A 24,546-nucleotide genomic window follows, 5' to 3' on the forward strand; every position below is an offset into this window, starting at 1 on the left:
CCTTCTTCGCCCGGTACGGGACCTTCGGCGGGACCTCCGCCCCTCACGGGGCGGGACCTCGCGGGCCAGTCTCGGCTCTGGGAGGTGCGTCATGACTACTGCACACACCATCGACCTCGGGGTCAGGCGGCTGCTCGTGGCGGCTGGGGAAGCGCCTTCGGTGCTCAACCAACACCCAGCCGTGGCATTTCCAGGTGCGCGGCGACGATGTGATCGAGCTGCTGGCCGACTGGGACCGCTGGCTGCGTGTAAGCGACCCGCGTGGGCGATCTCTGCACGTCAGCTGCGGAGCCGCGCTGTTCAACCTGCGCATCGCGGCCCGCGTGGCCGGGCGTATGCCGGTCGCGCGTTTGCTGCCCGAACCCGAGAAGGCGCCGGACCTGTTGGCGACCGTCCGGTTCGACGCGTGGGGGCAGTCGTCGGCCGAGCTGCGGGAGCTGTATGAGCTCATCCCATGCCGGCGCACCAATAGGCAGCCCTTCGGCGATCGTCTCATCCCAGCGCCGGTGCTGGCCGGTATGCGCACCGCCGCCTCGCTGGAGCGCGCCCGACTGCTCTTCCTGGACCGGCGCAGCGCCGCCGACATGCTCGACTACGCCGCCATCGCCCAGGATGAGCTGGCCCGCGACAACGAGTGCCTGGCCGAGCTGGCGGCCTGGACCACCGGCCAGGGCGTGCCCGCTCACGTCCAGGGACCGTTCGCCACCGGCGATGTGGATCCGATCCGGGACTTCGGCCGTCGTGCGGGCAGCGCGCGTTTCGAGCCACGGCCTCAGCTCGCCGTGCTCACCACCGCCGGGGACGAGCCGATGGACTGGCTGCGCGCCGGGCAGGCCCTACAGCGCGTCCTGCTGGTGGCGGCTAAGCACGCGGTTTCGGCGTCGTTCCTCAACCAGCCGCTCGACCTGCGCGACATGCGGCGCCGCAGCGACCCGCACCATCGCCGCGGCCATCCGCAAATGATCATGCGGCTCGGCTACGGCCCCGTCGTGCCCCGTGCCCCGCGCCGCCCCGTGACCGACCTGTTGGTCCAGCAAGCCTGACCAGCGGCTCCCGCGCACAGGGACGCCTCCCTGCACCGACAGGCTCCCGCCGCAATGGAACGGCGGTCTTCTGCCTGGTTGCCTGCCTCGTAAGACTCCGGACGCGGCCGGTCGATCGGGCCGACGTACACCAAGGCCAACCGGTACCCACGCGACTGTGCCGCCAGCCGAATCACCTCATCCCGGCAAGGGACCAATGGCTCTGCGACGTCAGCCGTGCGACTCTGCCCGTCCCGTGCCCAGAGGCCGATCGTGGGGACAGAGCCACGGATCCGCTGGACTCGGGAGGTATGGAATATGCGCACCAAATGGATGATTCTGGGCATCGTCGGGGGGATCGCGATCATCTGCGCGGCGATCCTGGCAGCCCTCATGATCTGGCTTGGTCTCTGGGCCGGGCTGGCGGCGGGGCTTGCGATTGCCGCGATGATCCTCCTGCTGTACGGGGTCGTCTTCGAGCCGTGGGCGCGCCGATGGGGCGCCACGGAGGCAGAAGTGGCCGCCGTCATGCCGGGTGACGAGTTGGTCTCCGACAGCACCGCCGTCACCAGGGCGATCACGATCGAGGCCGCACCCCGCCAGGTGTGGCCCTGGCTCGTACAGATCGGCTGGGGCCGCGCGGGATGGTACAGCTACGACTGGCTGGACAACGACGGCAAGCCGAGCGCGGACCGGATCATCCCCGAACTGCAGAACCTCCAGGTCGACGACCGGATCCCGATGATCCCCGGCATGGGACCCCCGGTACGGCGCATTGAACCAAACGCGTTGCTCGTCGCCGGAGACATCGCCACGGCGATGACCTGGTGCCTCATGCTGACACCGGTAGGGCCGGGCGGCACCCGCCTGATCACTCGATGGCGGCTGCCGAAGTCACGCAACGTCTTCATGCTCATCTGGTCGCTGTTCTTCGTTCCCGGACACTTCCTGCTGGAGCGGAAGATGCTCAAGAACCTCAAGACCAGGGCCGCCCAAGAAAATCGATGAGAGGAACGGCCTGTCCTTCACCGTTGCCTCCGCCCGAGCTCTCCCCCTTCCCGGATGTGGGTGCCGCGTGCGCCGGTGATCACGGCCGCGAGCTCGTTCAGGGCGCCGATGGTCGCCGGTCGTCCGGTGGCCCGGGCGAATGCGCAGACGGCGTCGATCTTCGGCCGCATGGAACCCGCCGCGAACGACATGGCCTCCAACTCCTCCGGGGAGGCCAGCACGAGCGGGCGCTCACGCGGGGTGCCGTAATGGGCGTACACGTACGGCACGTCGGTCAGGATGACCAGCAGGTCGGCCTCGACCTGCTCGGCGAGCAGCGCGGCGACCAGGTCCTTGTCCACCACCCCCTCCACTCCCGTCCGGTCGCCCGTGACCGGCGCTCCGCCTCCCCCGCCGGCGATCACCACGCACCCGTCGTCCAGCAGGCGTCCGATGATAGGCAGCTCGATGACCCGGATCGGACGCGGTGACGGGACGACGCGTCGCATGCCGGGCTCTTCCTTGGTGAACTCCCAGCCCCGTTCGCCAGCCAGCCGCTCCGCCTCCTCCATCGGGTAGTAGGGCCCGATGGGTTTGTCAGGCCGGTCGAATGCGGGGTCCGCAGCAGACACGACGACCTGGGTGATCAGCGCGCCGACCGGCGTGTCCGGCAGGCGGCGGCCGATGCTCTGCGCCAGCCAGTAACCGATCATGCCCTGCGTCTCGGCCACCAGCGTGTCCAAGGGGTAGCCACGTTCCAGGGTGGGATCGCGCTCGCTCTCCTCGGCCAGCAGCCCCACCTGGGGACCGTTGCCGTGCACAATGAGGAGCTGGTGACGTGCGGCGACGCACGCCAGTTGCTCGGCGGCGGAGGCGACGTTGCGCAGCTGCGTCGTGGCGTCTGCCCGCTCGCCATGATGCAGCAGCGCATTGCCGCCGATCGCGATGACGATCCTCACCGTGCTCCCTTCAGGTCGCGGTTGAGCAATGCCTCGAGCACGGCCTGCACCGTGGGCAGCCGGTTGGCGGCCTGGCGGAACACCTGGGACGCCGGTCCGTCGATCACCTCGGCAGTCACCTCTTCGCCGCGGTGGGCGGGCAGGCAGTGCAGGAAGATCGCGCCGGGGCGAGCCGCGGCCATCAGGCCGGCGGTGACCAGGTAGGGACTCAGCGCGGCGACGCGCGCGGTCTTCTCCTCAGGCGGGTCACCCATGGACAGCCACACGTCGGTGTAGACGGCGTCCGCTCCCTCGACCGCCTTACGGGGGTCGTCGGTGAGCAGCAGTTCTCCGCCGGTGGAGAGCTTCCTGGCCATGGCTTCGACGGCCGGATCTGGCGCGTACCCGGCGGGGGTGGCTACGGCCATCGAGAGCCCGGCCATAGCGGCGGCCTCCATGAGACTGTGCGTGACGTTGGTCGCCGCGCCGATGTAAGCGATTTTCCGTCCACGCAGGTCACCGACCACCTCGCGCAGCGTCATCAGGTCGGCAAGCGCCTGCAGCGGGTGGTGATCGTCGGTGAGTGCGTTGATCACCGGGACGTGTGCCGCGCCGGCGAAACTCCTCACCTCCTCATCGTCGAAGGTGCGGATGACCACGGCCGCCGTGTACGAGCTGACGACGTGAGCGGTGTCGGCGATGGTCTCGCCGCGGCCGAGCTGCAGCTCGGCAGGGCCGACGGTGAGCGGCGTCCCGCCGAGGCGCACCACCGCGGTCTCAGCGGACAGGCGGGTGCGTGTGGACGGCTTGGCGAAGTACAGCAAGACGGTCCGACCGCGCAGCAGCTCTCGGGAGTCAGCGGGATGCCGCTGGAAGTGGCCGGCGCGGTCGAGCAGGTGGACGAGGTCGTCCGGGGACAGGTCGGCGATGCGCAGCAGGTCTTTCACAACGCGCTCCTTTCGATGGGGCAGCTCATGCAGCGCGGGCCGCCGCGACCGCGGCCGAGTTCGGCGCCGGCGATGGTGATGACCTCGATCCCGTGCTTGCGCAGCATGGTGTTGGTGGTGACATTGCGTTCGTAGGCGACGACCACGCCGGGGGCGATGGCCAGCACGTTGGTGCCGTCGTCCCACTGCTCGCGCTCGGCTGCCCACACGTCCTGCTCCGCGCGCAGCACGCGGGACGCGCGCAGGGCCGTGAACAGGTTGTCGTTCTCGCGCACGCACAGGCCGGGGGTGAGAGTGAACGAGCGCAGCGGCGGCAGCTCGGGATAGACGACGAAGACGCCGCGATCGACCATGGTCATGACAGTGTCCAGGTGCATGAAGGCCCGCTTCTTCGGCAAGGCGGCGACGACGACGCGCTCGGCGGCCCCGGCCTCGAACAGGCGGCGGGCCAGCAGCTCGATCGCCTGCGGCGTGGTGCGCTCGCTCATCCCCACCAGCACCGCGCCGTCGCCAACGACGTGGATGTCGCCACCCTCGATGCTGGCCGGCTGCTCGGCCTCCGCCGGGAACCACACCGGCGCCCGCCCGGCGAACATCGGGAGGAAAGCGTACATGGCCGCCACGTGCGTGGTCTCGCGACGGCGGGCCGGTTTGGCCATCGGATGCAGGGACACCCCGCCGTAGATCCATGCCGAGGCGTCGCGGGTGAACAGGTGGTTGGGCAGCGGCGGCAGGATGAAGCCGTCCTCGCCGAGCCCGGCCAGACGCAGACTGTCCGCTGCCAAGCCGAGCTCGCGCTTGGTCAGCCCGCCGATGAGATGGCGGGTCAGGACGTCCACCGGCATCGCCTCCAGCGCCTGACGCAGCGGCGGCGCGAGCGCGGGGCCGAAGGCGGGCTCGGTGACCACCCGGTCCAGCACCCACGCCCGGGCCTCATCCAGCTTGAGCGTCTCGGCCAGCAGCTCGTCGAACAAGTGGACGGTCACACCACGCTCGCGCAGCGTGTCGGCGAAGGCGTCATGCTCCTGGCGGGCCCGCTTGACCCACAACACGTCGTCGAAGAGCAGCTCATCGCAGTTGGACGGCGTGAGCCGCATCAGCTCCAGCCCGGGACGGTGCAGGATGACCTGCCGCAGCGCGCCCACCTCGCTGTCCACGTGAAACACGCTCATGCCGCCTTCCTATCGATGCGGACGGTGTCATCGCGGTCGCGGTACTTCAGCCACACGTAGACCGGGATGCCGGCGAGCATCAGCAGCATGCCCTTGTAGACCACCTCGTAGCCCGACCCGGCGATGGTCCACAGCGCATAGCCGAATGCCACGACGGCGATCGCGCCGTCAACCGTCAGCCGCCTGCCGGAGAAGCGCTCCCGGTCGGTGAGAGCCAGCAGGAGCTGCGCCGCCGCTGCGTACGCGTACGGGATCAAAGTGGTAAGCGTGGCCAGCAGGATCACGAAGTTGAACTGCTCGACCAGGCCGGCGTTGTAGTTCAGCAGCATCAGCCCGGTGACCAGGACGCTGGAGACGACCAGTCCCACGGCCGGCGTGCCCCAGCGCGAGGTCTTGGCGAACACCCGCGGAAACAGCCCGTCGCGGGCGGCGGCCATCGGCACCTGGCCCTGCAGCAGGATCCAGCCGTTGAGCGCGCCGAACGCGCTGATGATCGCGCCGATCGCGACCGCGGTGCCCGCCCAGCCGCCGAACATCGAAGCGGCCGCGTCTGCGAACGGCGCCGTCGACTCGATCAGCAACGCGCGGGGCACGGCGGTGAACACCGCGACGGTGCCCAAGATGTAGACGACCGCGGTGACGATCGTGCCGATCACGGTCGCGCGCGGGATGGTCCGCTCCGGATCGTCGACGTCCTCGGCGGGCACAGTGGCCGACTCGATGCCGATGAACGCCCACAGCGTCAGCGCGGCGGCGGCCGTGACGGCCCCGAACGTGCTCTGGCCGCTCGGATTGAATGGGGTGAAGTCGGCGGCGTCGATGAAGAAAGGCGCGGCCACGGCCAGCCCGACCAGCGGCAGCAGTTTGGCGACGGTGGTGACGGCTTGGATCCAGCCGCCCAGGCGTACCCCTCTGACGTTGACGGCGGTCAGCAGCCAGATCGCCGCCAGGGCCACGCCCGCGGCGAGCAGGGCGGTGTCGGCGAGCACGGGCCAGAAGTAGCCGAGGTAGCTGACGAACGCCACCGCGATGGCGGCGTTGCCCACCCACACCGCGATCCAGTAGCCCCACGCGGTCTGGAAGCCGATGAAGTCACCGAAGGCCCGGCGGGCGTAGGCGTACGGGCCGCCGGTCTTGGGGTAGGCGCGGCCCAGCCGGGCGAAGACCAGCGCCAGCAGCAGCGCGCCGGTCGCGGTGAGCGCCCAGGCGAGCAGGCTCGCGCTGCCGAAGGCGGCCAGCGAAGCGGGCAGCAGGAACACCCCTGAGCCGATCATGTTGCCGACGACCAGCGCGGTCGCCATCCACGGCCCCAGCTTGCGGCGTCGCGGTAACGGGGTGACGGACATGGTGATCCCCTCTCGTATGATCACCACCAGCACATCAATCCCGGCGGTTGGGGGACCGAGGCTTAAGCCACCGATGCGCCGGGACCTTAGTCCTCGATCCCGTAGGCACGATCGTGCCCTGGACGGTCCTCAAAGGGCGCGATGTCGAGGCGTCAGCTCATCGCGGCGAATTCTTCCTGTAGCGCGTGGATGAGGCACGGCAGGTCAGGTACGCGCTTCGCGTTAGCCACGATGGTCGTGGCCAGGCTGCCCGCGTAGGACAGCACGCTGAAGGCGACGGTCACGTTACGCCGGACGAGCGAGATCGGGATGATCGTGCGCACCCTGGCGCCGTTGAAGAACAACGGCTCCTCGGGCCCTCGCATGTTGGTGACGACGGGATGAATCAGGTGCTGGTGCTTGAGCAGCCAGCCCAGAATGTGCACGCGGGCCAGAATCCCGCCGATCCTGGCGAGCAGTTGGGACGCAGGCGAGTTCGATCACGACCAGGTCCAGTTGCTGATCTCGGGTGCGTCCTCGCCGTGCTCGCGGGTGTACGCGCGGGCGCGTAGGCGGGTGTCGCTCATCCGCTGCCGCAGGTGCGCCGCCTTGGAGCCGAGGCCGGGCACGCGGTCGATGACGTCCATGACCAGGTGGTAGCGGTCGATGTCGTTGAGCATGGCCATGTCGAACGGCGTCGTGGTCGTGCCCTCCTCCTTGTAACCGCGCACGTGCAGGTTGGCGTGGCTGCGCCGACGGTAGGTGAGGCGGTGGATCAGCCAGGGGTAACCGTGGAAGTTGAAGATGATCGGTCTGTCGGTGGTGAACAGGGTGTCGAACTCGGCGTCCGGCATGCCATGCGGGTGCTCCGACGGCGGCTGCAGCCGCATCAGGTCCACGACGTTGATGACCCGCACCTTCAGCTCGGGCAGATGCTCGCGCAGGATGCCGGCCGCGGCCAGCGTCTCCAGCGTTGGGACGTCACCGGCGCAGGCCAGCACCACGTCCGGCTCGGCGCCCTCGTCGGTGGAGGCCCACGGCAGGATGCCGAGCCCGCGCGTGTTGTGCGCGACGGCCTCCTCCATCGTGAACAGGTCCAGCACCGGCTGCTTGCCGGCCACGATCACGTTGACGTAGTCCCGGGAGCGCAGGCAGTGGTCGGTGACTGACAGCAGCGTGTTGGCGTCCGGCGGCAGATAGACCCGCACCACGGACGCCTTCTTATTGGCCACGATGTCGAGGAAGCCAGGGTCCTGGTGGCTGAAGCCGTTGTGGTCCTGCCGCCACACGTGCGACGACAGGAGGTAGTTGAGCGAGGCGACCGGCCGCCGCCACGGGATCTTCTGCGACGACTCCAGCCACTTGGCGTGCTGGTTGAACATGGCGTCGATGATGTGGATGAACGCCTCGTAGCAGTTGAACAGCCCGTGCCGGCCGGTCAGCAGATAGCCCTCCAGCCAGCCCTGGCACAGGTGCTCGCTCAGCACCTCCATCACCCGGCCACCGGCGCCGAGGTGCTCGTCCGTCGGCAGGAGCTCCGCGTTCCAGGCCCTGTCGGTGGTCTCGAAGACGGCTTGCAGCCGGTTGGAGGCGGTCTCGTCCGGGCCCATCAGCCGGAAGCCGTTCGGATTGGCGGCGATCACGTCGCGCAGGAAGGCGCCCATCACCCGGGTGGGCTCAGTGAATTGCTCCGCAGGTGCCTTGACTTCCACCGCGTAGTCGCGGAAGTCCGGCAGCGCCAGCGGGCGCAGCAGCTCGCCACCGTTGGCATGCGGGCTGGCGCTCATGCGCAGCGGCCCCTCCGGCACCGTCTGCGACAGGGCGGGCACCGGGCGGCCGTCAGCGTCGAACAGCTCCTCCGGCCGGTAGGAGCGCATCCACTCCTCCAGCATCGCCAGGTGCTCGGGGTTGTCGCGGACGCCCGACAGAGGCACCTGGTGAGCGCGCCACGTACCTTCGACCGGCTTGCCGTCGACTTCACGGGGGCCGGTCCATCCCTTCGGCGTCCGGAGAATGATCATGGGAAGTCTGGTCGTGCGGCCGTCTTTGAAGGCGGCGATCTGGTCGAACACCTCATCCAGCGTCCGCGCCATCTGCTCGTGGTCGGGGCCGACCACGTGGGGGCGGTAGCCGTACCCCTCCATGAGCTTGACCAGCTCTGCCTCGGGAATGCGAGCCAGCACGGCCGGGTTGGCGATCTTGTAGCCGTTCAGGTGCAGGATCGGTAGCACCACGCCGTCGCGGCAGCGGTCCAGGAACTTGTTGGAGTGCCAGCTGGCGGCCAGCGGTCCGGTCTCCGCCTCGCCGTCCCCGACGACGCAAGCTACGACCAGGCGGGGGTTGTCGAAGGCCGCGCCGAAGGCATGCGCGAGCGAATAACCGAGTTCACCGCCTTCGTGGATGGAACCGGGGGTCTCCGGCGCCACGTGGCTCGGGATGCCGCCGGGGAAGGAGAACTGCCGGAACAGCCTGCGCATGCCCGCAGCGTCCTGCGAGACCTCGGGGTATTTCTCGGAATAGGAGCCCTCCAGCCAGGCGTGCGCCACCGCAGCGGGGCCGCCATGGCCGGGGCCGATAATGTAGATCATTTCCTGGTGGCGTTCGGCGATGATCCGGTTGAGGTGGGCGAAGCAGAAGTTCAGCCCGGGCGTCGTCCCCCAGTGGCCGAGCAGGCGCGGCTTGACATGCTCCGGCCGGAGCGGCTCGGTCAGCAGCGGATTGTCCAGCAGGTAGATCTGCCCCACGGACAGGTAGTTCGCGGCACGCCAGTAGGCATCGATGTGCTGCATAGTCGTCATGGTGCCGATGATGTCCGGATCCGTCCCCGCGCCCTAGGGACCTTGGTCCCGTTCTCGTGGGCCAGACGGTTCTGCTTCGTCGTCCCAATCGCCGAATGCCGGACCTTACAGAGGAACGTGCCAGCGCAGCCGTGTGCCTTCCCCTTCAGGGCTCGCCAGCTCCGCGGTGCCGCCCAAGCGGCCGGCCCGTTCCTCGATGTTGCGCAGGCCGCTGCGACGCCCGCTCTCCCCCAGGCCGACGCCGTTGTCCGAAACCTTGAGGGTGAGATCGTCGCTGGAAACCTCGACGGAGACTTCGGCGCGGGTGGCGTGGGAGTGGCGCACCACGTTGGACAGGGCCTCGCGCAGCACGGCCAGCAGGTGTTCGGCGACGGACTCGGGCACCAGGGTGTCGATCTGACCTTCCATCCGCAGGCCCGGCATGAAGCCCAGATGGCTGCCGGCACCCTCCACCAGGTCCACGATCTGTCCTCGCAGGCTGGGCTCGCCCTGATCGCGAGAGCCTTGCAAGGCGAAGATGGACGAGCGGATCTGCCGGATCGTCTCATCCAGCTCATCGATCCCATGTTGCAGCCGTTTGGCCGCCTCCGGCCGTTCCACCAGCCGGATTGTGCTCATCAACGTCATCGCGGTGGCGAACAACCGTTGGATGACCACGTCGTGCAGGTCCTTGGCGATCCGATCCCGGTCCTCCAGCAGGCCGAGCCGCTCGGCGTCCCGGCGCGCGTCGGCCAGCTCCAGCGCGATCGCCGCCTGACCGGCGAACGCGTGCAGCATCTGCTGGTCCGCCCCGCTGAACGGCAGCCGCCCGCTCCGCTTGGCCAGTACGAGCACCCCGCGCACGTTCGGCACGGCTCCCAACGGCACCATCAACCCCGGCCCGTAGCCCAGCCCTCGCAGCGGCGAGTCCGGGTAGGGAGCACTTTGCATGTCCGCCTCGGACATCGGCTCCCCCTGGACGAACACGTCACCCGCGAGCGTGGCCGACACCTCGAAGGCGGCGTCCAGCAGTTCCCCGGCGCCCTCGCCCTCGGCGACCTCCACGCGCAGCGACTGCCCTGACGGCTCCGGCAGCAGCATCTGGACCAGGTCCGCGTCACTCATCTGGCGGGCGCGTGCCGCCACCACGGTCAGCACCTGCCGGGGCTCGGCGCCGGACAGCAGGCTGGTGGTGACCTCGGAGGAGGCCTGCAGCCAGGTCTCGCGCCGGCGCGACTCCTCGTACAGGCGGGCGTTCTCCACGGCGACGCCGGCCGCGGTGGCCAGCGCGATGACGATGGCCTCGTCCTCCTCGTCGAACTCGCCGCCGCCGCGCTTCTCGGTCAGGTAGAGGTTGCCGAATACCTCGTCGCGCACCCGCACCGGCACGCCGAGGAAGGTGCCCATCGGCGGGTGGCCCGGCGGGAAGCCGTACGACTCCGGGTGGTCGGAGATGCGGCCCAGCCGCAGCGGCCGGGCATCCTTGATCAGCAACCCGAGCAGCCCCAGGCCGTGCGGCCAGTGTTCGATACGGGCGATCTCCTCCTCGCTCAACCCGACCGGGATGAATTGCATGAGCGTGTTCTCTTGCCCGACCACACCCAGCGCGCCGTAGCTGGCGTCCACCAGCTTGGTCGCGGTCTCCACAATCCGGCGCAGCACCGTCTCCAGGTCCAGGTCGCTGCCCACCGACACGACGGCTTCAAGCAGTGCGTGTACCCGATCTCGGGTGGCCATCACAGCGTTGAGCCGCACCTGCAGCTCGGCCAGCAACTCATCAAGCCGCATCTGCGGCATCAACGGACGGTGCTCGCTCTCCATATCGATCAGTCTCGCACCGAGACAGAACACCGCATACCCTCCATCGCCAGTGCAGGCGCGCCCTTTTCCGGGACTTTCTGCCTTCCAAAAGTCCGGGTGCTCAAGGGCTTCCGTCTCTACGAATCCACCCGAGATGGCGATGTGATGGAAGAGAGAACCGGAAGGAGGGCCATGATGCGGATCACGGTGAGAGCGGTCATGACCGCGCGGGTGACCTCAGTCAAGGCGGACGCACCGTTCATGGACGTGGCCGAGGTGCTGGTGGCGAACGGAATCAGCGCCGTACCCGTGGTGGATGCGGACGACCGAGTCATCGGCGTCGTCTCCGAGGGGGACCTGATGCGCAAGGAGGAGTTCCGCGAGCAGTACTGCGGCGAGAGCTACCAGCCGCCGCTGCACGCCCGGCTGCGCCGGCGCGTCACCGGGCAAGGCGAGGAAGGCGAGAGGAAGGCGGCGGGGCATACCGCTGCGGACTTGATGACCGCGCCCGCGGTGACGATCTCCGCGTCCGCCTCCACTGTCAGGGCGCCCGGGTCATGGACGAGAGCGGCGTCAAACGGCTGGTCGTCGACGCCGAGGACAGGCTGCAGGGCATCGTCAGCCGGCGGGACCTGCTCAGGATGTACCTGCGCGACGACGACGAGATCAGGCGCCGCGTCGTCGAGGGGATTCCGCCGCATGCCAGGTGGAACGATCGCGACGGGATCATCGTCGAGGTCCGCGACGGCATCGTCACACTGTCCGGATACACGGACCGGCGCAGCGAGGCGGCCGCCGCCGTCCACACGGCCGAACGCCTCGACGGGGTCATCGACGTCCAGGGGGCTCTCGGCTGGCGGAAGGACGACGTCCTGGAGCTGCCTTTCACGTGGGACCGTCCCTGACCCCGGCGCCGCATCATCCGGGGACGGCGGCGGGAACCAGCTCGAAGCCGGTGATGATCTCGGGGCGGATGCGGATCACCTGTTCCATCTCCCCCGCCACCCATGGCTGGAGAATGGACTTGAAATGAGCCGCCTCCTCAGGGTCCTTCACGAGCTGGGCGACGCCGGTGACGACCACGCTCCAGCCGAGGCGTTCCTCGACGTCCAGCTCGTCCACTTCGAAGGCCACCACGGCCTCGAACGCCGCCAGTCCGGCACTCAGGATGGTCCCCGTGCTGGAGCGGATGACGATCTGCCCGTCAGAGACGATGTGGTTCACCGGTCGTACGGCCGGGAGCGCGTGCCGGGTGAACACGACGCGTCCGAGCGGCACGCTGGCCAACCGTCGCAGAGAGTCCGCTGCGGACAGTTCTTTGAGCTTTCGGCCGTTCATGCCACCAGACCGCCTGCCGTGCTGTACATCACCGTATTAGCCTGCTGCAGGAACGGCACCGAAAAATAGGGTCTAACGTCCCTTTTTGAGGGCGAGAACCGCGACGCCGGCCAGCGTCCAGGCCGCGACCACGGCGAGATCCATCAAGGGCCACGGCCGTCCCGCCGGGTCCAGTACGGCCAGGAGCGCGTGGGAGACGTGCTTGAGCGGGAAGACGTCGCCGATCGCGCGCAGCGCACCCGGCAGTTCCCCGCCGATGACGAACACGTCGGAGACGAAGGCCAGCGGCAGGAAGGTGCCCAGTGTGATCGCGTTTGCGGTCTGCTGCTTGGTCACGAACGCCACCACGAGAGCACCGAAGACGGCGAAGCACGCGCTCCCGAGCACGATCGCGGCGAGTATCCCGGGGATCATGGCCGGTTCGATCGTGACGTCGTAGCCGAGCGCGGCCACCAGCACCAATACGGTGGTGGTGGCCAAGATGACCAGGAGCGCAGTGGTGAGATGGCCCGCGTGGTAGGCCCAGCGCGGGATCGGCGTGCCGGTCAGCCGCTTGAGTACGCCGCGCTCGCGGTCGCCGGCGACGGCTTCGGCGATGTTGACGTAGGACGCGACGCCCACCGTGTATGTGATCATCGCGGCGAGCATGAACACCGGCAGCCGGACACCCGAGACCCGGGCCTCGCCGAAGATCAGCGAGATGAGTGCGAGGAGCAGCACCGGCAGGATCACCGTGAAGAACGCCGTGGACAGGTCACGGCGTAGCCGGATCACCGCGTGCCCCGCCTGACCGGCCAGCAGCCGCCACGGCGCCGGACGACCTTGCCGTCGCGGAAGTCGTTTGCGGGCCGTCCGGGCTGTTGTCGTCCGGGCCTGGGGTCGTTCCCAGCGGAAGCGCCACACGGCGACGGCGGCACCGCCGATCCCCCAGGCCGCCAGCACCGCCAGATGATCGCCGTAGAAGCCGGTCCCGGTCAGGAACGGGTTGAGGTCGTCGCGGACGGCGTTGCCGAGGTGCCGCAGCGGGAAGATCCAGCCCACCATGTCCAGCCAGGTGGGCAGCCGGGCGCCGATCAGGATGATGTCGGAGATGAACGCCAGTGCCAGCAGCAGCCCGATGCCGATCAACTGCACCGCCGCCGCGCTGCGCACCAGCGCGACCACGGCGAAGCCGAGCGCGGTGAAGCAGAACGCTCCCAGCAGCAAAGTGACCAGCAGCGCGGGCAGCGTCCGCCACACCATCTGCAGATCGTAGAAGACCACACCCACCGCCAGCAGCACGGCGACCGTCGCCGCCGCGATCATCAGCGACGCGCCCACCAGCCCGGCCAGCACCGCCCAGGCGGGCACCGGCGTACCGCGCAACCGCTTCAGCCAGCTGCGGTCGCGAAGGTCGGCCAGGTGAATGGCCAGCGCGCCGAAACACCCCTGCGCCACGCCGAACACGGCCATGACCGGGATGACGAACTGCATCACCCGCACGCCCGTGCGGGGCTCGACGACCTGGTTACCCACCGCCGCACCCACGATCACCGCCATCAGCAGAGGCATCGCGACGGTGAAGCCGGCCGCGATCGGCGTGCGGAAGAAGGATCGGGTCTCGTGCCAGACCAGGCTGCTGATCATGATGTCGCCTCGTTCACCAGATCGAGATAGACGTCCTCCAGCGACGGCCGGGCCAGCGACAGGGAGGTCAACTCGGCGCCGCGCTCCAGCGCCCAGCCGGTCAAGACATGCATGTCACGGGCGGGCTGGGCGGTTTGGACCGACACCGCCGCGCCGCGCGCTTCGACGTGACCGGTCAGGAGCGGCAGATCGGCGAAAACCGTCCCCTCGGGCAGCCGGAAGGACAGCACGCTGGTGCGCTCGGCCGCGATAAGGGTGTCCGGCGCGCCGACGGCCACCAGGCGGCCCGCGCGCAACACCGCCACCCGGTCTGCCAGGTGCTGGGCCTCGTCCATGTAGTGGGTGGTGAGCAGGATCGTGGTGCCGGACGAGCGCAGCCCGTCGATCAGCTCCCAGGCATGGTGCCGGGCCGAGGGGTCGAAGCCGGTGGTGGGCTCGTCCAGGAACAGCAGCTCCGGCCCGCCGACCAGGCCGAGCGCCAAGTCCAGGCGGCGCCGCTGACCCCCGGATAACGTCCGTACCCGGGCGTCACGCTTGTCCTTCAGCCCAACTTGCTCGATGACCTCGTCCGGGTCCCGAGGCCGGGGGTAGAAGCCGGCGTAGAGGTGGACCAGCTCGAAGACGGAGAACTCCTCCTCGAACCCGGCCTCCTGCAGCACCATTCCGATACGCTCGCGGTAGGCCCGGCCGCCGGTGGCCGGATCGAAGCCGAGCACAGACACCTCTCCCCCGTCGCGGCGCCTATGCCCTTCCAGGATCTCCACGGTCGTGGTCTTGCCCGCCCCGTTTGGGCCGAGCAGCGCGAACACCTCGCCCCGCTCGACGGTGAAACTTACTCCGTCGACGGCCTTGACCGTCCCGTACTGCTTGCGCAGTCCCGCTACGACCACTGCGGACATCTCAAGCTCCTCCCCCTCGGGCCTTCAGCGTCTTGCCTGGCAGCCGGAGAGGGGCAGGGTCGTAGGGCGTCAGGTGTCGGGACCTTCGCCCTCTATGAGGGCGCCGTGATGCGGAAGACGGGGACGTGGGGCGCGATCCGCTCGAAGTCCGGCAACGGCGCGCGCCGGTCCACCGGGATGTGCGGACGGGCACCCGGCGCCAAGGCCAGGTAGCGTCGCACGATGGGCACCCGCAGCGCGGGCTCGACCTCTTCCAGGCGCACGATTTCGCGTCGGCCGTGCCGCAGCACCGCTTGCCCCTGCGCCGCGCGAACATTGAGCACCCAGCTCGCGTTCTGCCCCAGCATCGCCACCAGGTAGCGCTCCCCTTGGTAGTCGACGACCACCAGGGGCAAGGAGATGACCCGGCCGGTCCGCCGCCCGACGACCTCCAGCGTCACCAGGCACTTCACGAGCCCGGACGAGTGCAGCGTGGCCCAGGCCCGGTTCATGGCACGGGCCACACGATTCGGCCGCCCACCGCGATAGAGCCAGCGGTGCCAGCGTCCTGATCGTTTCACGAGTCCACTTCCACGAAATCGCGGGTCAGCTCGCCCACGCCCGCAACCCCTGCCTGCGGCCGCGCCCACGCATGTGAGCCATCGATTCCTTCTCCAGCTGGCGCACCCAAAACGGCGTCAGACCCAACTTGTCGGCGATCTGCCGGGGCGTGTGCCCACCGTGCCCGTCCAGCCCGAACCGCAACTCCATGATCAACGCCTGACGCGGCGCCAGCCCGGCGACGAGTGAGGCGAGCAGGTCCTTCAGCGCCTTCCGTTCGACGAGTTGCTCGGCGGACAAGATCTCTACGTCCTCCACCAGCTCGCCCAGCGTCGTCTGGTGCCGTCCCTCTCCCACGATCACGTCGAGGCTCGCGCATCGCTGCGGCAGCCGGCGCAGGGCCCGGACTGCGGCCGGCGCCAGTCCCGACTCCTCGGCCAGCTCACGTTCCGTCGGGCGGCGTCCGAGCCGGTGCGTGGCCGCTGTCTCCGCCCGGGCGATCTTGGCAAGCCGGTCCTGGACGCCGATCGGAAGCCGGACCGTGTGCGCGTACTCCAGGCCTCGCTGGATGGCCTTGCGGATCCACCAGGTGGCGACCGTAGAGAACCGGTTGCCCCGGGTGTGGTCGAAGCGCTCAACGGCCTCGATCAAGCCCAGGTTGCCGTCCTGGATCACGTCGGCGAGCGAGAGCCCGCGGTGGGCGTAACGCTTGGCGATCGACACGACCAGGCGCAGGTTTGCCTCGATCATGTGCTGCCTGGCGGTTCGACCGTCGGCGACCACCGCTTCCAGTCCGGGCTCCGCCGCCCCTTGCCCGATCAGATGGGCGGCGTAGGCACCGGCCTCCATCCGCTTGGCGAGCTCCACCTCTTGAGCGGCGGTCAGCAAGGGTGTGCCGCTGATCCGCGCCAGGTAGTCGCTCAACTGATCATGCGGAGCCGCCTCCGCATGCGCGTCGATGCTCACCGGGCGCTCCTGACCACGGCCAGCGGGCATGGGGACTGGTGGAGCAGCTCCTGACTGACCGAGCCCAAGACCATCCCGGCGAACGTGCTGTACCCGTGCGAACCCACCACCAGCAGGTCGGCACCGCTCGCGGCCTGACGGAGCACGTCAACGGGATGGCCGTGCACTGTCTCCTCCACGACGGCGACATCCGGATACTGCTCGCCGAGCATCTGCTTCAGCGCGGGCGACTCCTCAGGACCCGCAGGCGCGAAGTGGCTCGGATGCGGATATGCCGTGGCCTGGACGGCACGCAACCGCGCTCCCCGCAGTCGCGCCTCCGCCAAGGCGAATTCCAGCACCCGGGCCGATGCCGGCGAGCCGTCGATCCCGACGACGATCTCGTCTCGTGGGAGCGAGGGCAGCTCGCGGACCACCACGACGTCGCAAGGAGCGTGCCCGGCCACGCCGTAGGCGACGGATCCGACGAGCATCCCCCGGAAGCCCCCGATCCCGTGGCTGCCGACGACCAGCAGCTCCGCCTCCGCCGCCGCGGTGATCAGCGCGGTCCGCGGATCGTCGGGCAGGAATGCGGTCTCCACGGTGATCTTCGGTTGCTCCCTGCGCGCCCGATCCTCCCCGGCCGCCAGCACACTCCTGCCGCCTTCGCGCATCCACGCCGCCACCTCGGCGTACCGGCCGGTCTCAGTCTCGTACGCCCACCGCGGCATGGCATGCCCCAACACCAGCGGCACATCGCGCAAGGCCGCCTCTCGCGCGGCCCACCCGACGGCCTCCAGCCCGGACCGAGAGCCGTCCACTCCGACGAGAATCATGCTTCCTCCCTGTGTCCCCTCCAGGACACGCTGGAATGGCCTCGGGCCCCAGCGCCTAAAGACCTCTGTGAGAAGGGACTTTCGACCCAAGTCACCCCAAGGCCGAAGCGCCTTTCCTTACGGGGCACGTGCACGCGGAAGTCCAGCTGCCCCGGCACGGTCAAAGGCGGGCATTCGGTCGGCCAAATACCTCGGCTATGCACAGCTTGGGACTTTGGCCTCTTTGGGATCCTGGATCGTGTGACTAGCGTCGGAGGCATGATTCGTGTGTTCCTGCTTGACGACCATGAGGTCGTGCGGCGCGGGGTGGCCGCTCTGCTGGAGTCCGAGGACGACATCGAAGTCATTGGCGAGGCGGGAACCGCCGAGTCGGCGATGGCCCGCATCCCGGCGCTGCGGCCCGATGTGGCGGTGCTCGACGTGCGCCTGCCCGACGGCAACGGCGTCGACGTGTGCCGGGAGGTCCGCTCCCGGCTGCCCGAGCTGGCCTGTCTGATGCTGACCTCGTTCGCCGACGACGACGCCCTGTTCGACGCGGTCATGGCCGGCGCGGCCGGTTATGTTCTCAAGCAGATTCACGGCTCCGACCTGGTGGGTGCGGTCCGCACCGTCGCCTCCGGCCAGTCGCTGCTCGACCCGCAGACCACCGCGGCCATGCTGCAGCGGCTGCGCAACCAGGCCGCCCACAAGGACCCGCTGGCCGCGCTGACCGAGCAGGAACGCCACATCCTCGACCTGATCGGCGAAGGGCTGACCAACCGGCAGATCGGCGAGCGACTGTTCCTGGCCGAGAAGACCGTCAAGAACTACGTCTCCAACCTGTTGTCCAAGCTCAACATGCAGCGCCGAACCCAGGCCGCCGCGCTGTCCGCCCGGCTACGGGCAGACCGTCGCGAATGAGCCGCGCCCGTGATCAGTACGTGACAGTCTCGCCGCCGCGATCGCCGCTTGACCGTAGCTGATGCCGCCGTCGTTGACCGGGACCTGCTCGCCGATGTACGGCTCGAACCCGGCCGCCGACAGCCGGGCGAGCACGTCGGTGGCCAGCAGCCGGTTCTGGAACACCCCTCCCGACAGGCACACCTGGGTGACGTCGTGCTCGGTCGCGGCCCGCTCACACATCAGCACCGTGACGGCCGCGATGGTGGCGTGGAACCCGGCGACGATCCGGCCGACCGGCTCGCCGTCCCTCGTGGCCTCCAGCAGGTCGCGCAGCGTGGCCAGGCCGTCGTACACCCACAGGCCGCCCTGCCGCTCCAGCCGCCAGGCCAGCGGGTCGGTGCCAGGGTAGGCCGTGGCGGCTTGCTCCAGGCGCATGGCGGCCTCGCCTTCGAAGCCGTTGACATGGCACAGGCCCAGCAGCGCGGCCGCGGCGTCGAACAGGCGGCCCGCGCTGGACGCGATCGGGCAGTTCACGCGTTGCGTGATCATGCGGCCGATGACGTCCGCATCGGGCAGGTCGGCGGCGAGACCGCTGGGGATGGGGCCCGTGCTGGTCTCGCCGCCGAGCAGGTAACCGAGTGCCATGCGGGCGGGCCTGCGTACGGCCGCCGTCCCGCCAGGCATCGGAGCGTGGGAGAAGCGGCCGAGCCGCCGGTAGCCGGTGTAGCCGGCCAGCAGCAGCTCGCCACCCCAGAATGTGCCGTCGTCGCCGAGGCCGAGCCCGTCGTAGGCGACGCCGAGGAACGGCGGCTCCAGCCGGTGCTCGGCGGCCACGGCGGCGACGTGTGCGTGGTGGTGCTGCACGGCGACGCGGCTCGGCCAGCGCTGCGCCAGCCGGGTCGACAGATAGTCGGGGTGCAGGTCGTGCACTGCGTGCACGGGCTCGATGCCGTGGATGCGGCGCAGGTGGGCGAGCGCCTCCTCGTACGCCTCCAGAGTCTGGGCATCGGACAGATCGCCGATGTGCGGCCCGAGCACCGCTCCGTGGCCGCCGGCCAGCGTGAACGTGCTTTTCAGCTGCGCACCCACGGCCAGCAACGGCGGGGCGGTGACCGGTAGCGGCAGCATGGCCGGAGCCAGCCCACGGGCGCGGCGGATCGTCGTGGCGCGCGATCCGAACGAGCGAACGACCGAGTCGTCGTAGCGGGCCACGATGGGCCGATCGTGGGTGAGGACGCCGTCCACGTCGAGGCCGGAGACATCGTCGATCAGCATGGGGCTGTCGGCCTGATTGGCGCTGGTCACCACCAGAGGGCGGCGGAGCGCGTCCAGGAGCAGGTGGTGCAGCGGCGTATACGGCAGGAACAGCCCGATGTCCGGCATGCCGTGGCAGATCCCGGGCGACAGGACGCCGTGCCGTCGCGGAGCCAGCACGATGGGCGCGGACGGCGCGCCGAGCTGGCGGCGGTCGTTCTCCGACAGGCCGGCCAGCGCGTCGGCGGTGACCATGTCGCGCACCATGACCGCCAGCGGCTTGGCGTCGCGGGCCTTGACCTGGCGCACCCGTGAAACGGGTGCGTCGTTGATCGCGTCGCAGACGAGCTGGAAGCCGCCGAGCCCCTTGACGGCGATCACGCCGCCGCCCGCGATGACGTCCACCGCCGCCCTCAAAGCCGCCTCCCCGGTCAAGCTCAAGAAACGCATCCGAGGGCCGCAGGAGGCGCACGCGATCGGCTCGGCGTGGAAGCGCCGGTCTGCCGGGTCATGGTATTCGGCGGCGCACGCCGTGCACATCTCGAACCCGCGCATGGAGGTGCGAGCCCGGTCGTAGGGCAGGCTCTCGATAATGGTCGCGCGAGGGCCGCAGGCGGTGCAGTTGATGAAGGGGTAGCGATAGCGCCGGTCCGCCGGGTCGAACAGCTCGCGCAGACAATCGGCGCACGTGGCGAGGTCCGGCGGGATCTCGCGGGCAGGACCAGGCAGGGCCTGGCTTTCCACGATCTTGAACCCGACGGCCTCCTGATCGAGCGTCCCGGGAGTGACGACCACGTCACGGATACGGGCCGCTTCGGGACGCATGGTCGTCAACCCGGAGACGAACTCCTCCAGGCAGGCCGGTGAGCCGCTCGCCGAGATGATCACGTGCCCGCCGGCGTTCCGGACGTGCCCGCGGATCCCGGCGGCGGTCGCCAGCCGGTGGACGAACGGCCGGAAGCCGACGCCCTGCACGATCCCGTGTACCTCGATCCTCCATGCGGCGTCCATCACCGGCTCCTACAGCAGCGGGGGAACGGTGAGGAGGTCGTCCTTGTCGGAGGCCACCTCACAGGTCACGTCGACGACGCCCTCGATGGCCCGTACCGCCTCCACCATCGCGATGGCCTGGGACCTCCACTGCACCCGGCCGCTGAGCTTCACCACACCCCCGTCAATCTCGATGGAGATCGCCTCGGGATCCGGGAGCACGGCCCTGGCGGCCGCTTCCAGCTCCGCGACCGGACGGGCGAAGACCCGCAGCGCGTCACGCTGATGCAACGTGCCGATGATCCGCCCGGTCACCGGGTCGATCACAGGCAGCTGCTTGATGCGCTTGTCGTGCATTACCCGGGCCGCGTCACGCACGCAGGTGCCCGGCGTGACCGTGATCGCCGGGGAGGTCATGAGCTGAGCCGCCCGCACCCCCGCGGCTTTGTCGTGCTCGCGCCGCCGGCGGCGGGACTCGAACATCGACACGCTGTGCCGTACCGGATCGATCTCCTTGAGCAGCAGATCGTCCTCCGACACCACGCCCACCGGCCGCCGGTCGGCGTCGATCACGGTGACCGCGCCCACCGCGTACCGCTTCATCGCGGCCACGATGTCGGCGAAGGACGCATCCTCCAGCACGGCGATGGCCACCCGGCCCATGACGTCCTTGACTTCGATCGACATGACATGCCTCCTCACTTCCACTCCCACGCTCCTCCTCGGCGGCCTTGCCTCACAGCGGCGAACGTCCCGCGTGTCGGGGTCCAAAGTCCCCGACCTGCCGGCGGTTCCTATGAGCGGACCACCGCCACCGGGCAGTTGGCGTGGTGCAGCGCACCCCGACTGACCGAACCGAGCACCATTGACCCCATGGCGCCACGCCCGTGTGAGCCCACCACCAGCAGATCCGCCTTCCCGGACGCCTCGACCAGCGCATCCACGGGGTGCGCCGCATGGACGTCCTCGACGACCGTCACCTGCGGATACTCCTCGCGGGCAGCGTTCAGCCGGTCACGGACGACCTGGTGCTGCGCCGTACGGACCTCGTCCATGTCGTAGGTGGCCTCCGGCGCGAAGGCATGCACCGGCAACTGCCAGGCATGCACGGCCCGCAGCGTGGCGCCACGCAGCTTGGCCTGCTCGAAGGCGTAGGCCAGCGCCGGCTCGCACTCCGGCGAATCGTCGACCCCGACCACGACCTCCCCGTGCACCGGCCGATGCTCGGGGCGCACCACCACGACCGGGCAGCGTGCGTGTCCGGCCACCTGCGTGCTGACCGACCCCAGCAGCGCGCCGGCGAACCCGCCGAGCCCGCGGCTGCCGACGACGATCTCAGTGGCGTCCTTGGCCTGATCGCGCAGGACCGTGGCGGGCGCGCCCTCCACCTCCTGCGTCGTGACCTCGACCGTGGGCTGGCGCTCGTGCACGAGTGCCTCGGCCTCGCGCAGGATCCTCCGCCCTTCACGCAACAGCGCATCGGGCAGGGACGGGTTGGGGTATCTGCCGACCTGGTACGGGGTGCGGTCCACGGCATGCACGATCCGCAGCGGCACCCGCATGCGGAAGGCGTCGTTGGCCGCCCATTCCACCGCGGCCCGTGCGGTCACCGAGCCGTCCACTCCTACGGTGATCATGATGTGTCCTCCTTCGCTCACCCACCCATCGGACCGCGCCCGCGCAGGCTCGCTGCAGGGCCAGAGGTCAGTCCGGCATGGGCCGAAGGACCCTGTCTCCCGCATGGGCCAGTGGGTAGCTTCAGGACCATGACCAGGGAGGACACGCTCATGACAGGCACCGGCGATTTCGGACGCCGTATTCGCCATCACCGCGACCAGCTCGGCCTCACCCGCGAGCAGGTCGCCGCCCGCACGGACCTATCGGCCGAATACCTCCAGTACCTGGAGGATCACCCGGACGTCCCGGAGACAGATACGGTGATCCGGCTCGCCACCGCCCTGGAGATCACACCCCAGGACCTGCTCGACAGTGGCCTCGACCACCCGCCCGGCCCTGACATCGCCGCTGCCAACCCCGTCCTGCAGGTCCTGGACCCCCAGGAATGCCTGCGCCTGATCGCGCCGGGCGGCATCGGCAGGGTGGCCTTCAACGGCTCCCACGGGCCCACCGTGCTACCCGTGAACTACAAGGTCCACGACGGCGCCATCGTCTTCCGTACCGCCTACGGTGGGCCCATGGACCAGGACCTGCGCACCGGACGGGAAGGGGTCGAAATCTTGATCGGCTTCGAGGTGGACCGGATCGACGAGGCCATGCGGCAGGGCTGGAGCGTCCTGGTCCAGGGCCCCGCTCACCACGTACCGGGAGACGAGGTGGACAAGGTCGCCGAGGCTCACGTGACCCCGTGGGCAGGCGGCGACCGACCGCTGTACATCCGCATCGTCCCGCACCAGATCACCGGCCGGCGCATCCACGCCCTCTGAAGGACGACCGGCTACGCCGACAGCACTGGTAGGGGATGTCCCTACTACGGAACGCGCTGTTGCCGATGCGCGTTCGGTTGTTCCCAAGCGCCCTACAGCCGGCGTGGTCACCAACGGTGACATCCCACAAGAGGCGTTCACCTACCGTGATGATGGCTGCATGGACGTGAACGAGGTGCTGTTGCCGGGCGTTGGACTGCGGTATGAGTTCACCACCCACGCAGGGGATCGGATCGGCGTGGTGGCTCGGCGGACGGGCGAGTTCGAGGTGGTCGGCTATGCCGGCGGTGACCTGGACGAGGGCAGGCCGCTGTTCCGGCTCAACGAGGAGGAGGCCGACGCGCTGGCCCAGATCTTGGGTGCGCCGCGGATTGCCGAGCGGTTCGCGGACCTGACCCGGGAGGTGCCCGGGTTGAGTACTGAACCGGTGAGGGTGACGCCCGGTTCGCCGTATGTGGATCGTCCGTTGGGGCACACGCGAGCGCGGACCCGCACCGGCGCGTCGGTGGTGGCGATCGTACGGGGTGAGGATGTGATCGCCTCGCCCGGTCCCGACGAGGTGTTGCGGCCTGGTGACGTTCTGGTGGTGGTCGGTACCCAGGACGGCATCGCGGGCGTGACGCGGATCATCCGGGGTTGAATGCGTGCACATCTCGATCGCCCTGCTGCTGGAGTTGGGCCTCATCCTGGTCGTTCTCAGCGCCCTCGGGTCCCTGGCCCGCCGCGGGGCCCTGTCGCCGGTCCCGCTCTACCTCCTGGCCGGGCTGGCGCTGGGCGAGGGAGGAGTGCTGCCTGTCCCGACCGCGGCGGGATTCGTCCGGGCCGCCGCCTCCATCGGGATCGTGTTGCTCCTGCTGGCGCTGGGTCTGGAGTTCTCCATCGGCGAGTTCACCTCGAGCTTGCGCCGGCACCTGCCCTCCGCGGGTGTGGATCTGCTGGCCAACGCGGTCCCGGGTGCCGTGGCGGGCTGGTTGCTGGGCCTGGACGGCGTCGGAGTTGTGGCGCTGGCCGGTGCTACGTACATCTCCTCCTCAGGGATCATCGCCCGGCTGCTGGGCGACCTGCGGCGGTTGGGCAACCGTGAGACCCCGTCGGTGCTGTCGGTACTGGTGCTGGAGGACTTCGCGATGGCCGCCTACCTGCCGGTCCTGGCCGTGCTGGCCTCCGGCGGCGTCTGGTGGCAGGCCGTGGCGGGCGCGCTGGTCGCGGTGGGTACGGTGCTGGCCGCCCTTGCCGCCTCCTACCGGTGGGGCCATCACATCGGCCGGCTCGTGGCGCACCCTGACGATGAGCAGCTCATGTTGCGCGTGCTCGGGCTCACCATGGTCGTGGCGGCTCTGGCCGAGTACGTCCACGCCTCGGCGGCCGTGGGCGCCTTCCTGGTCGGCCTGACCCTCACCGGGCGGACCGCCGAGCGTGCCCGTACCGTCACCGCGCCGCTGCGTGACCTGTTCGCCGCGGTGTTCTTCCTGGCCATCGGCCTGTCGGTGTCTCCCGCCGAGCTGCTGCCGGTGCTGCCGGCCGCGCTGGCGCTAGCCGTGGTCACGGGGCTCACCAAGGTCCTCACCGGCCGATACGCGGCCTCCCGCGACGGGGTGGGTCGGCGCGGCCGGCTGCGCGCGGGCACCGCGCTGATCGCCCGCGGAGAGTTCTCCATCGTCATCGTGGGTCTGGCCGGGGCGCAGCTTCCCGTGCTGGCGCCCCTGGTGGCCGCCTACGTGTTCGTCCTGGCCGTCGCGGGGCCGCTCACCACCCGCTTCATCGGTGCTCGGCATGCAAGCAGGCCTTCCGAGCAGCTGCAAAGGGCCTGAGTCCCTGTGCCGG

General features: G+C 69.5%; 23 protein-coding genes and 1 pseudogene. 8 read left to right on the forward strand and 16 right to left on the reverse strand.

Annotation, left to right across the window (positions count from 1 at the left end):
- Positions 1-194 precede the first annotated feature (194 nt).
- Together ACIBX3_RS50970 and ACIBX3_RS50975 are read left to right on the forward strand one after the other, a co-directional pair.
- Positions 195-1,043 carry an Acg family FMN-binding oxidoreductase gene (locus tag ACIBX3_RS50970; RefSeq protein WP_397127994.1) on the forward strand — a complete coding sequence of 283 codons (849 nt, stop codon included), beginning with the start codon at positions 195-197 and terminating at the stop codon, positions 1,041-1,043.
- A 297-nt stretch (positions 1,044-1,340) separates the two neighbouring features.
- Complete coding sequence (locus ACIBX3_RS50975) at positions 1,341-2,030, forward strand: hypothetical protein (protein WP_397127995.1); 690 nt, start codon at positions 1,341-1,343, stop codon at positions 2,028-2,030.
- 17 nt (positions 2,031-2,047) lie between these two features.
- Here ACIBX3_RS50975 and ACIBX3_RS50980 read toward each other — a convergent pair whose 3' ends face one another.
- The 7 genes from ACIBX3_RS50980 to ACIBX3_RS51010 all read right to left on the reverse strand — a co-directional run bounded on the left by ACIBX3_RS50980 (position 2,048) and on the right by ACIBX3_RS51010 (position 10,965).
- Positions 2,048-2,968 carry a carbamate kinase gene (locus ACIBX3_RS50980; protein WP_397127996.1) on the reverse strand — a complete coding sequence of 307 codons (921 nt, stop codon included), beginning with the start codon at positions 2,966-2,968 and terminating at the stop codon, positions 2,048-2,050.
- Positions 2,965-3,894, reverse strand: coding sequence for an ornithine carbamoyltransferase (argF, locus tag ACIBX3_RS50985; RefSeq protein ID WP_397127997.1), 930 nt, complete (start codon positions 3,892-3,894; stop codon positions 2,965-2,967). The genes ACIBX3_RS50980 and argF overlap by 4 nt, the downstream gene beginning before the upstream one ends.
- A complete protein-coding gene (locus ACIBX3_RS50990) occupies positions 3,891-5,066 on the reverse strand; it encodes an arginine deiminase (RefSeq protein WP_397127998.1) in 1,176 nt (391 codons plus the stop codon). Before ACIBX3_RS50990 ends, argF begins: the two co-directional genes overlap by 4 nt.
- Positions 5,063-6,412, reverse strand: coding sequence for an amino acid permease (locus ACIBX3_RS50995; protein ID WP_397127999.1), 1,350 nt, complete (start codon positions 6,410-6,412; stop codon positions 5,063-5,065). Before ACIBX3_RS50995 ends, ACIBX3_RS50990 begins: the two co-directional genes overlap by 4 nt.
- Before the next feature lie 152 nt (positions 6,413-6,564).
- Complete coding sequence (locus ACIBX3_RS51000) at positions 6,565-6,837, reverse strand: WS/DGAT domain-containing protein (protein ID WP_397128000.1); 273 nt, start codon at positions 6,835-6,837, stop codon at positions 6,565-6,567.
- A gap of 54 nt (positions 6,838-6,891) precedes the next feature.
- Entirely contained in the window at positions 6,892-9,189 is a 2,298-nt protein-coding gene (locus tag ACIBX3_RS51005; protein WP_397128001.1) for a phosphoketolase, read from the reverse strand.
- A gap of 105 nt (positions 9,190-9,294) precedes the next feature.
- Positions 9,295-10,965 (reverse strand): GAF domain-containing sensor histidine kinase, encoded by a 1,671-nt coding sequence (locus tag ACIBX3_RS51010; RefSeq protein WP_397128002.1) that lies wholly within the window; start codon positions 10,963-10,965, stop codon positions 9,295-9,297.
- Between the two features lie 264 nt (positions 10,966-11,229).
- On the opposite strand from ACIBX3_RS51010, the pseudogene ACIBX3_RS51015 reads away from it, so the two are divergent.
- Both ACIBX3_RS51015 and ACIBX3_RS51020 read left to right on the forward strand, forming a co-directional pair.
- Positions 11,230-11,277: pseudogene (locus ACIBX3_RS51015) on the forward strand (hypothetical protein); the annotation flags it as partial.
- Positions 11,278-11,525: 248 nt separating this feature from the next.
- Positions 11,526-11,873 carry a BON domain-containing protein gene (locus ACIBX3_RS51020; protein ID WP_397128003.1) on the forward strand — a complete coding sequence of 116 codons (348 nt, stop codon included), beginning with the start codon at positions 11,526-11,528 and terminating at the stop codon, positions 11,871-11,873.
- A 13-nt stretch (positions 11,874-11,886) separates the two neighbouring features.
- On the opposite strand, the gene ACIBX3_RS51025 is transcribed toward ACIBX3_RS51020, so the two are convergent.
- The 6 genes from ACIBX3_RS51025 to ACIBX3_RS51050 form a co-directional block, all read right to left on the reverse strand.
- Positions 11,887-12,306, reverse strand: coding sequence for a pyridoxamine 5'-phosphate oxidase family protein (locus tag ACIBX3_RS51025; protein ID WP_397128004.1), 420 nt, complete (start codon positions 12,304-12,306; stop codon positions 11,887-11,889).
- A gap of 72 nt (positions 12,307-12,378) precedes the next feature.
- Positions 12,379-13,932, reverse strand: a complete 1,554-nt coding sequence (locus tag ACIBX3_RS51030) for an ABC transporter permease (protein WP_397128005.1) — start codon at positions 13,930-13,932, stop codon at positions 12,379-12,381.
- On the reverse strand, positions 13,929-14,831 hold the full coding sequence (locus ACIBX3_RS51035) for an ABC transporter ATP-binding protein (RefSeq protein WP_397128006.1): 903 nt from the start codon (positions 14,829-14,831) through the stop codon (positions 13,929-13,931). Before ACIBX3_RS51035 ends, ACIBX3_RS51030 begins: the two co-directional genes overlap by 4 nt.
- A 92-nt stretch (positions 14,832-14,923) precedes the next feature.
- A complete protein-coding gene (locus ACIBX3_RS51040; RefSeq protein ID WP_397128007.1) occupies positions 14,924-15,322 on the reverse strand; it encodes a nitroreductase/quinone reductase family protein in 399 nt (132 codons plus the stop codon).
- 94 nt (positions 15,323-15,416) lie between these two features.
- Complete coding sequence (locus tag ACIBX3_RS51045) at positions 15,417-16,337, reverse strand: RNA polymerase sigma factor RpoD/SigA (RefSeq protein ID WP_397128008.1); 921 nt, start codon at positions 16,335-16,337, stop codon at positions 15,417-15,419.
- The gene (locus ACIBX3_RS51050) at positions 16,334-17,152 is read right to left on the reverse strand and encodes a universal stress protein (RefSeq protein ID WP_397128009.1); all 819 of its coding nucleotides are present in this window, start codon (positions 17,150-17,152) and stop codon (positions 16,334-16,336) included. Before ACIBX3_RS51050 ends, ACIBX3_RS51045 begins: the two co-directional genes overlap by 4 nt.
- Before the next feature lie 258 nt (positions 17,153-17,410).
- Between ACIBX3_RS51050 and ACIBX3_RS51055 the strand changes: the two genes are divergently transcribed.
- Positions 17,411-18,052, forward strand: a complete 642-nt coding sequence (locus ACIBX3_RS51055; RefSeq protein ID WP_397128010.1) for a response regulator — start codon at positions 17,411-17,413, stop codon at positions 18,050-18,052.
- Here the strand turns inward: ACIBX3_RS51055 and hypF are convergent.
- From hypF to ACIBX3_RS51070, 3 genes are all read right to left on the reverse strand, one after another.
- The gene (gene hypF, locus ACIBX3_RS51060; protein WP_397128011.1) at positions 18,029-20,299 is read right to left on the reverse strand and encodes a carbamoyltransferase HypF; all 2,271 of its coding nucleotides are present in this window, start codon (positions 20,297-20,299) and stop codon (positions 18,029-18,031) included. The two genes, ACIBX3_RS51055 and hypF, sit on opposite strands and share 24 nt — an antisense overlap.
- Before the next feature lie 9 nt (positions 20,300-20,308).
- Positions 20,309-20,965: a CBS domain-containing protein gene (locus tag ACIBX3_RS51065; RefSeq protein ID WP_397128012.1), complete on the reverse strand. Its 657-nt coding sequence runs from the start codon at positions 20,963-20,965 to the stop codon at positions 20,309-20,311.
- Positions 20,966-21,072: 107 nt separating this feature from the next.
- Positions 21,073-21,915 carry a universal stress protein gene (locus ACIBX3_RS51070; protein ID WP_397128013.1) on the reverse strand — a complete coding sequence of 281 codons (843 nt, stop codon included), beginning with the start codon at positions 21,913-21,915 and terminating at the stop codon, positions 21,073-21,075.
- 129 nt (positions 21,916-22,044) lie between these two features.
- Between ACIBX3_RS51070 and ACIBX3_RS51075 the strand changes: the two genes are divergently transcribed.
- The 3 genes from ACIBX3_RS51075 (at position 22,045) to ACIBX3_RS51085 (ending at position 24,533) form a co-directional block, all read left to right on the forward strand.
- Positions 22,045-22,722, forward strand: coding sequence for a helix-turn-helix domain-containing protein (locus ACIBX3_RS51075; RefSeq protein WP_397128014.1), 678 nt, complete (start codon positions 22,045-22,047; stop codon positions 22,720-22,722).
- A 160-nt stretch (positions 22,723-22,882) separates the two neighbouring features.
- Entirely contained in the window at positions 22,883-23,362 is a 480-nt protein-coding gene (locus ACIBX3_RS51080; protein WP_397128015.1) for a cation:proton antiporter regulatory subunit, read from the forward strand.
- Positions 23,363-23,366: 4 nt separating this feature from the next.
- Positions 23,367-24,533 carry a cation:proton antiporter gene (locus tag ACIBX3_RS51085; RefSeq protein WP_397128016.1) on the forward strand — a complete coding sequence of 389 codons (1,167 nt, stop codon included), beginning with the start codon at positions 23,367-23,369 and terminating at the stop codon, positions 24,531-24,533.
- The last annotated feature ends 13 nt before the right edge of the window (positions 24,534-24,546 follow it).

Origin of the sequence: Nonomuraea sp. NPDC049480, assembly GCF_044465905.1 — a bacterium.
GTDB lineage: Bacteria > Actinomycetota > Actinomycetes > Streptosporangiales > Streptosporangiaceae > Nonomuraea.

What these genes read in the sequence shown, in the direction of transcription:
- ACIBX3_RS51010 (WP_397128002.1), bottom strand. Translation starts at nt 10,965, where the DNA reads ATGCCGCAGATGCGGCTTGATGAGTTGCTGGCCGAGCTGCAGGTGCGG.
- ACIBX3_RS50990 (WP_397127998.1), bottom strand. Translation starts at nt 5,066, where the DNA reads ATGAGCGTGTTTCACGTGGACAGCGAGGTGGGCGCGCTGCGGCAGGTC.
- ACIBX3_RS51040 (WP_397128007.1), bottom strand. Translation starts at nt 15,322, where the DNA reads ATGAACCGGGCCTGGGCCACGCTGCACTCGTCCGGGCTCGTGAAGTGC.
- ACIBX3_RS51035 (WP_397128006.1), bottom strand. Translation starts at nt 14,831, where the DNA reads ATGTCCGCAGTGGTCGTAGCGGGACTGCGCAAGCAGTACGGGACGGTC.
- ACIBX3_RS50975 (WP_397127995.1), top strand. Translation starts at nt 1,341, where the DNA reads ATGCGCACCAAATGGATGATTCTGGGCATCGTCGGGGGGATCGCGATC.
- ACIBX3_RS51030 (WP_397128005.1), bottom strand. Translation starts at nt 13,932, where the DNA reads ATGATCAGCAGCCTGGTCTGGCACGAGACCCGATCCTTCTTCCGCACG.
- ACIBX3_RS51005 (WP_397128001.1), bottom strand. Translation starts at nt 9,189, where the DNA reads ATGACGACTATGCAGCACATCGATGCCTACTGGCGTGCCGCGAACTAC.
- ACIBX3_RS51050 (WP_397128009.1), bottom strand. Translation starts at nt 17,152, where the DNA reads ATGATTCTCGTCGGAGTGGACGGCTCTCGGTCCGGGCTGGAGGCCGTC.
- ACIBX3_RS51065 (WP_397128012.1), bottom strand. Translation starts at nt 20,965, where the DNA reads ATGTCGATCGAAGTCAAGGACGTCATGGGCCGGGTGGCCATCGCCGTG.
- ACIBX3_RS51070 (WP_397128013.1), bottom strand. Translation starts at nt 21,915, where the DNA reads ATGATCACCGTAGGAGTGGACGGCTCGGTGACCGCACGGGCCGCGGTG.
- ACIBX3_RS51020 (WP_397128003.1), top strand. Translation starts at nt 11,526, where the DNA reads ATGGACGAGAGCGGCGTCAAACGGCTGGTCGTCGACGCCGAGGACAGG.
- hypF (WP_397128011.1), bottom strand. Translation starts at nt 20,299, where the DNA reads ATGGACGCCGCATGGAGGATCGAGGTACACGGGATCGTGCAGGGCGTC.
- ACIBX3_RS50995 (WP_397127999.1), bottom strand. Translation starts at nt 6,412, where the DNA reads ATGTCCGTCACCCCGTTACCGCGACGCCGCAAGCTGGGGCCGTGGATG.
- ACIBX3_RS51025 (WP_397128004.1), bottom strand. Translation starts at nt 12,306, where the DNA reads ATGAACGGCCGAAAGCTCAAAGAACTGTCCGCAGCGGACTCTCTGCGA.
- ACIBX3_RS51080 (WP_397128015.1), top strand. Translation starts at nt 22,883, where the DNA reads ATGGACGTGAACGAGGTGCTGTTGCCGGGCGTTGGACTGCGGTATGAG.
- ACIBX3_RS51055 (WP_397128010.1), top strand. Translation starts at nt 17,411, where the DNA reads ATGATTCGTGTGTTCCTGCTTGACGACCATGAGGTCGTGCGGCGCGGG.
- ACIBX3_RS51075 (WP_397128014.1), top strand. Translation starts at nt 22,045, where the DNA reads ATGACCAGGGAGGACACGCTCATGACAGGCACCGGCGATTTCGGACGC.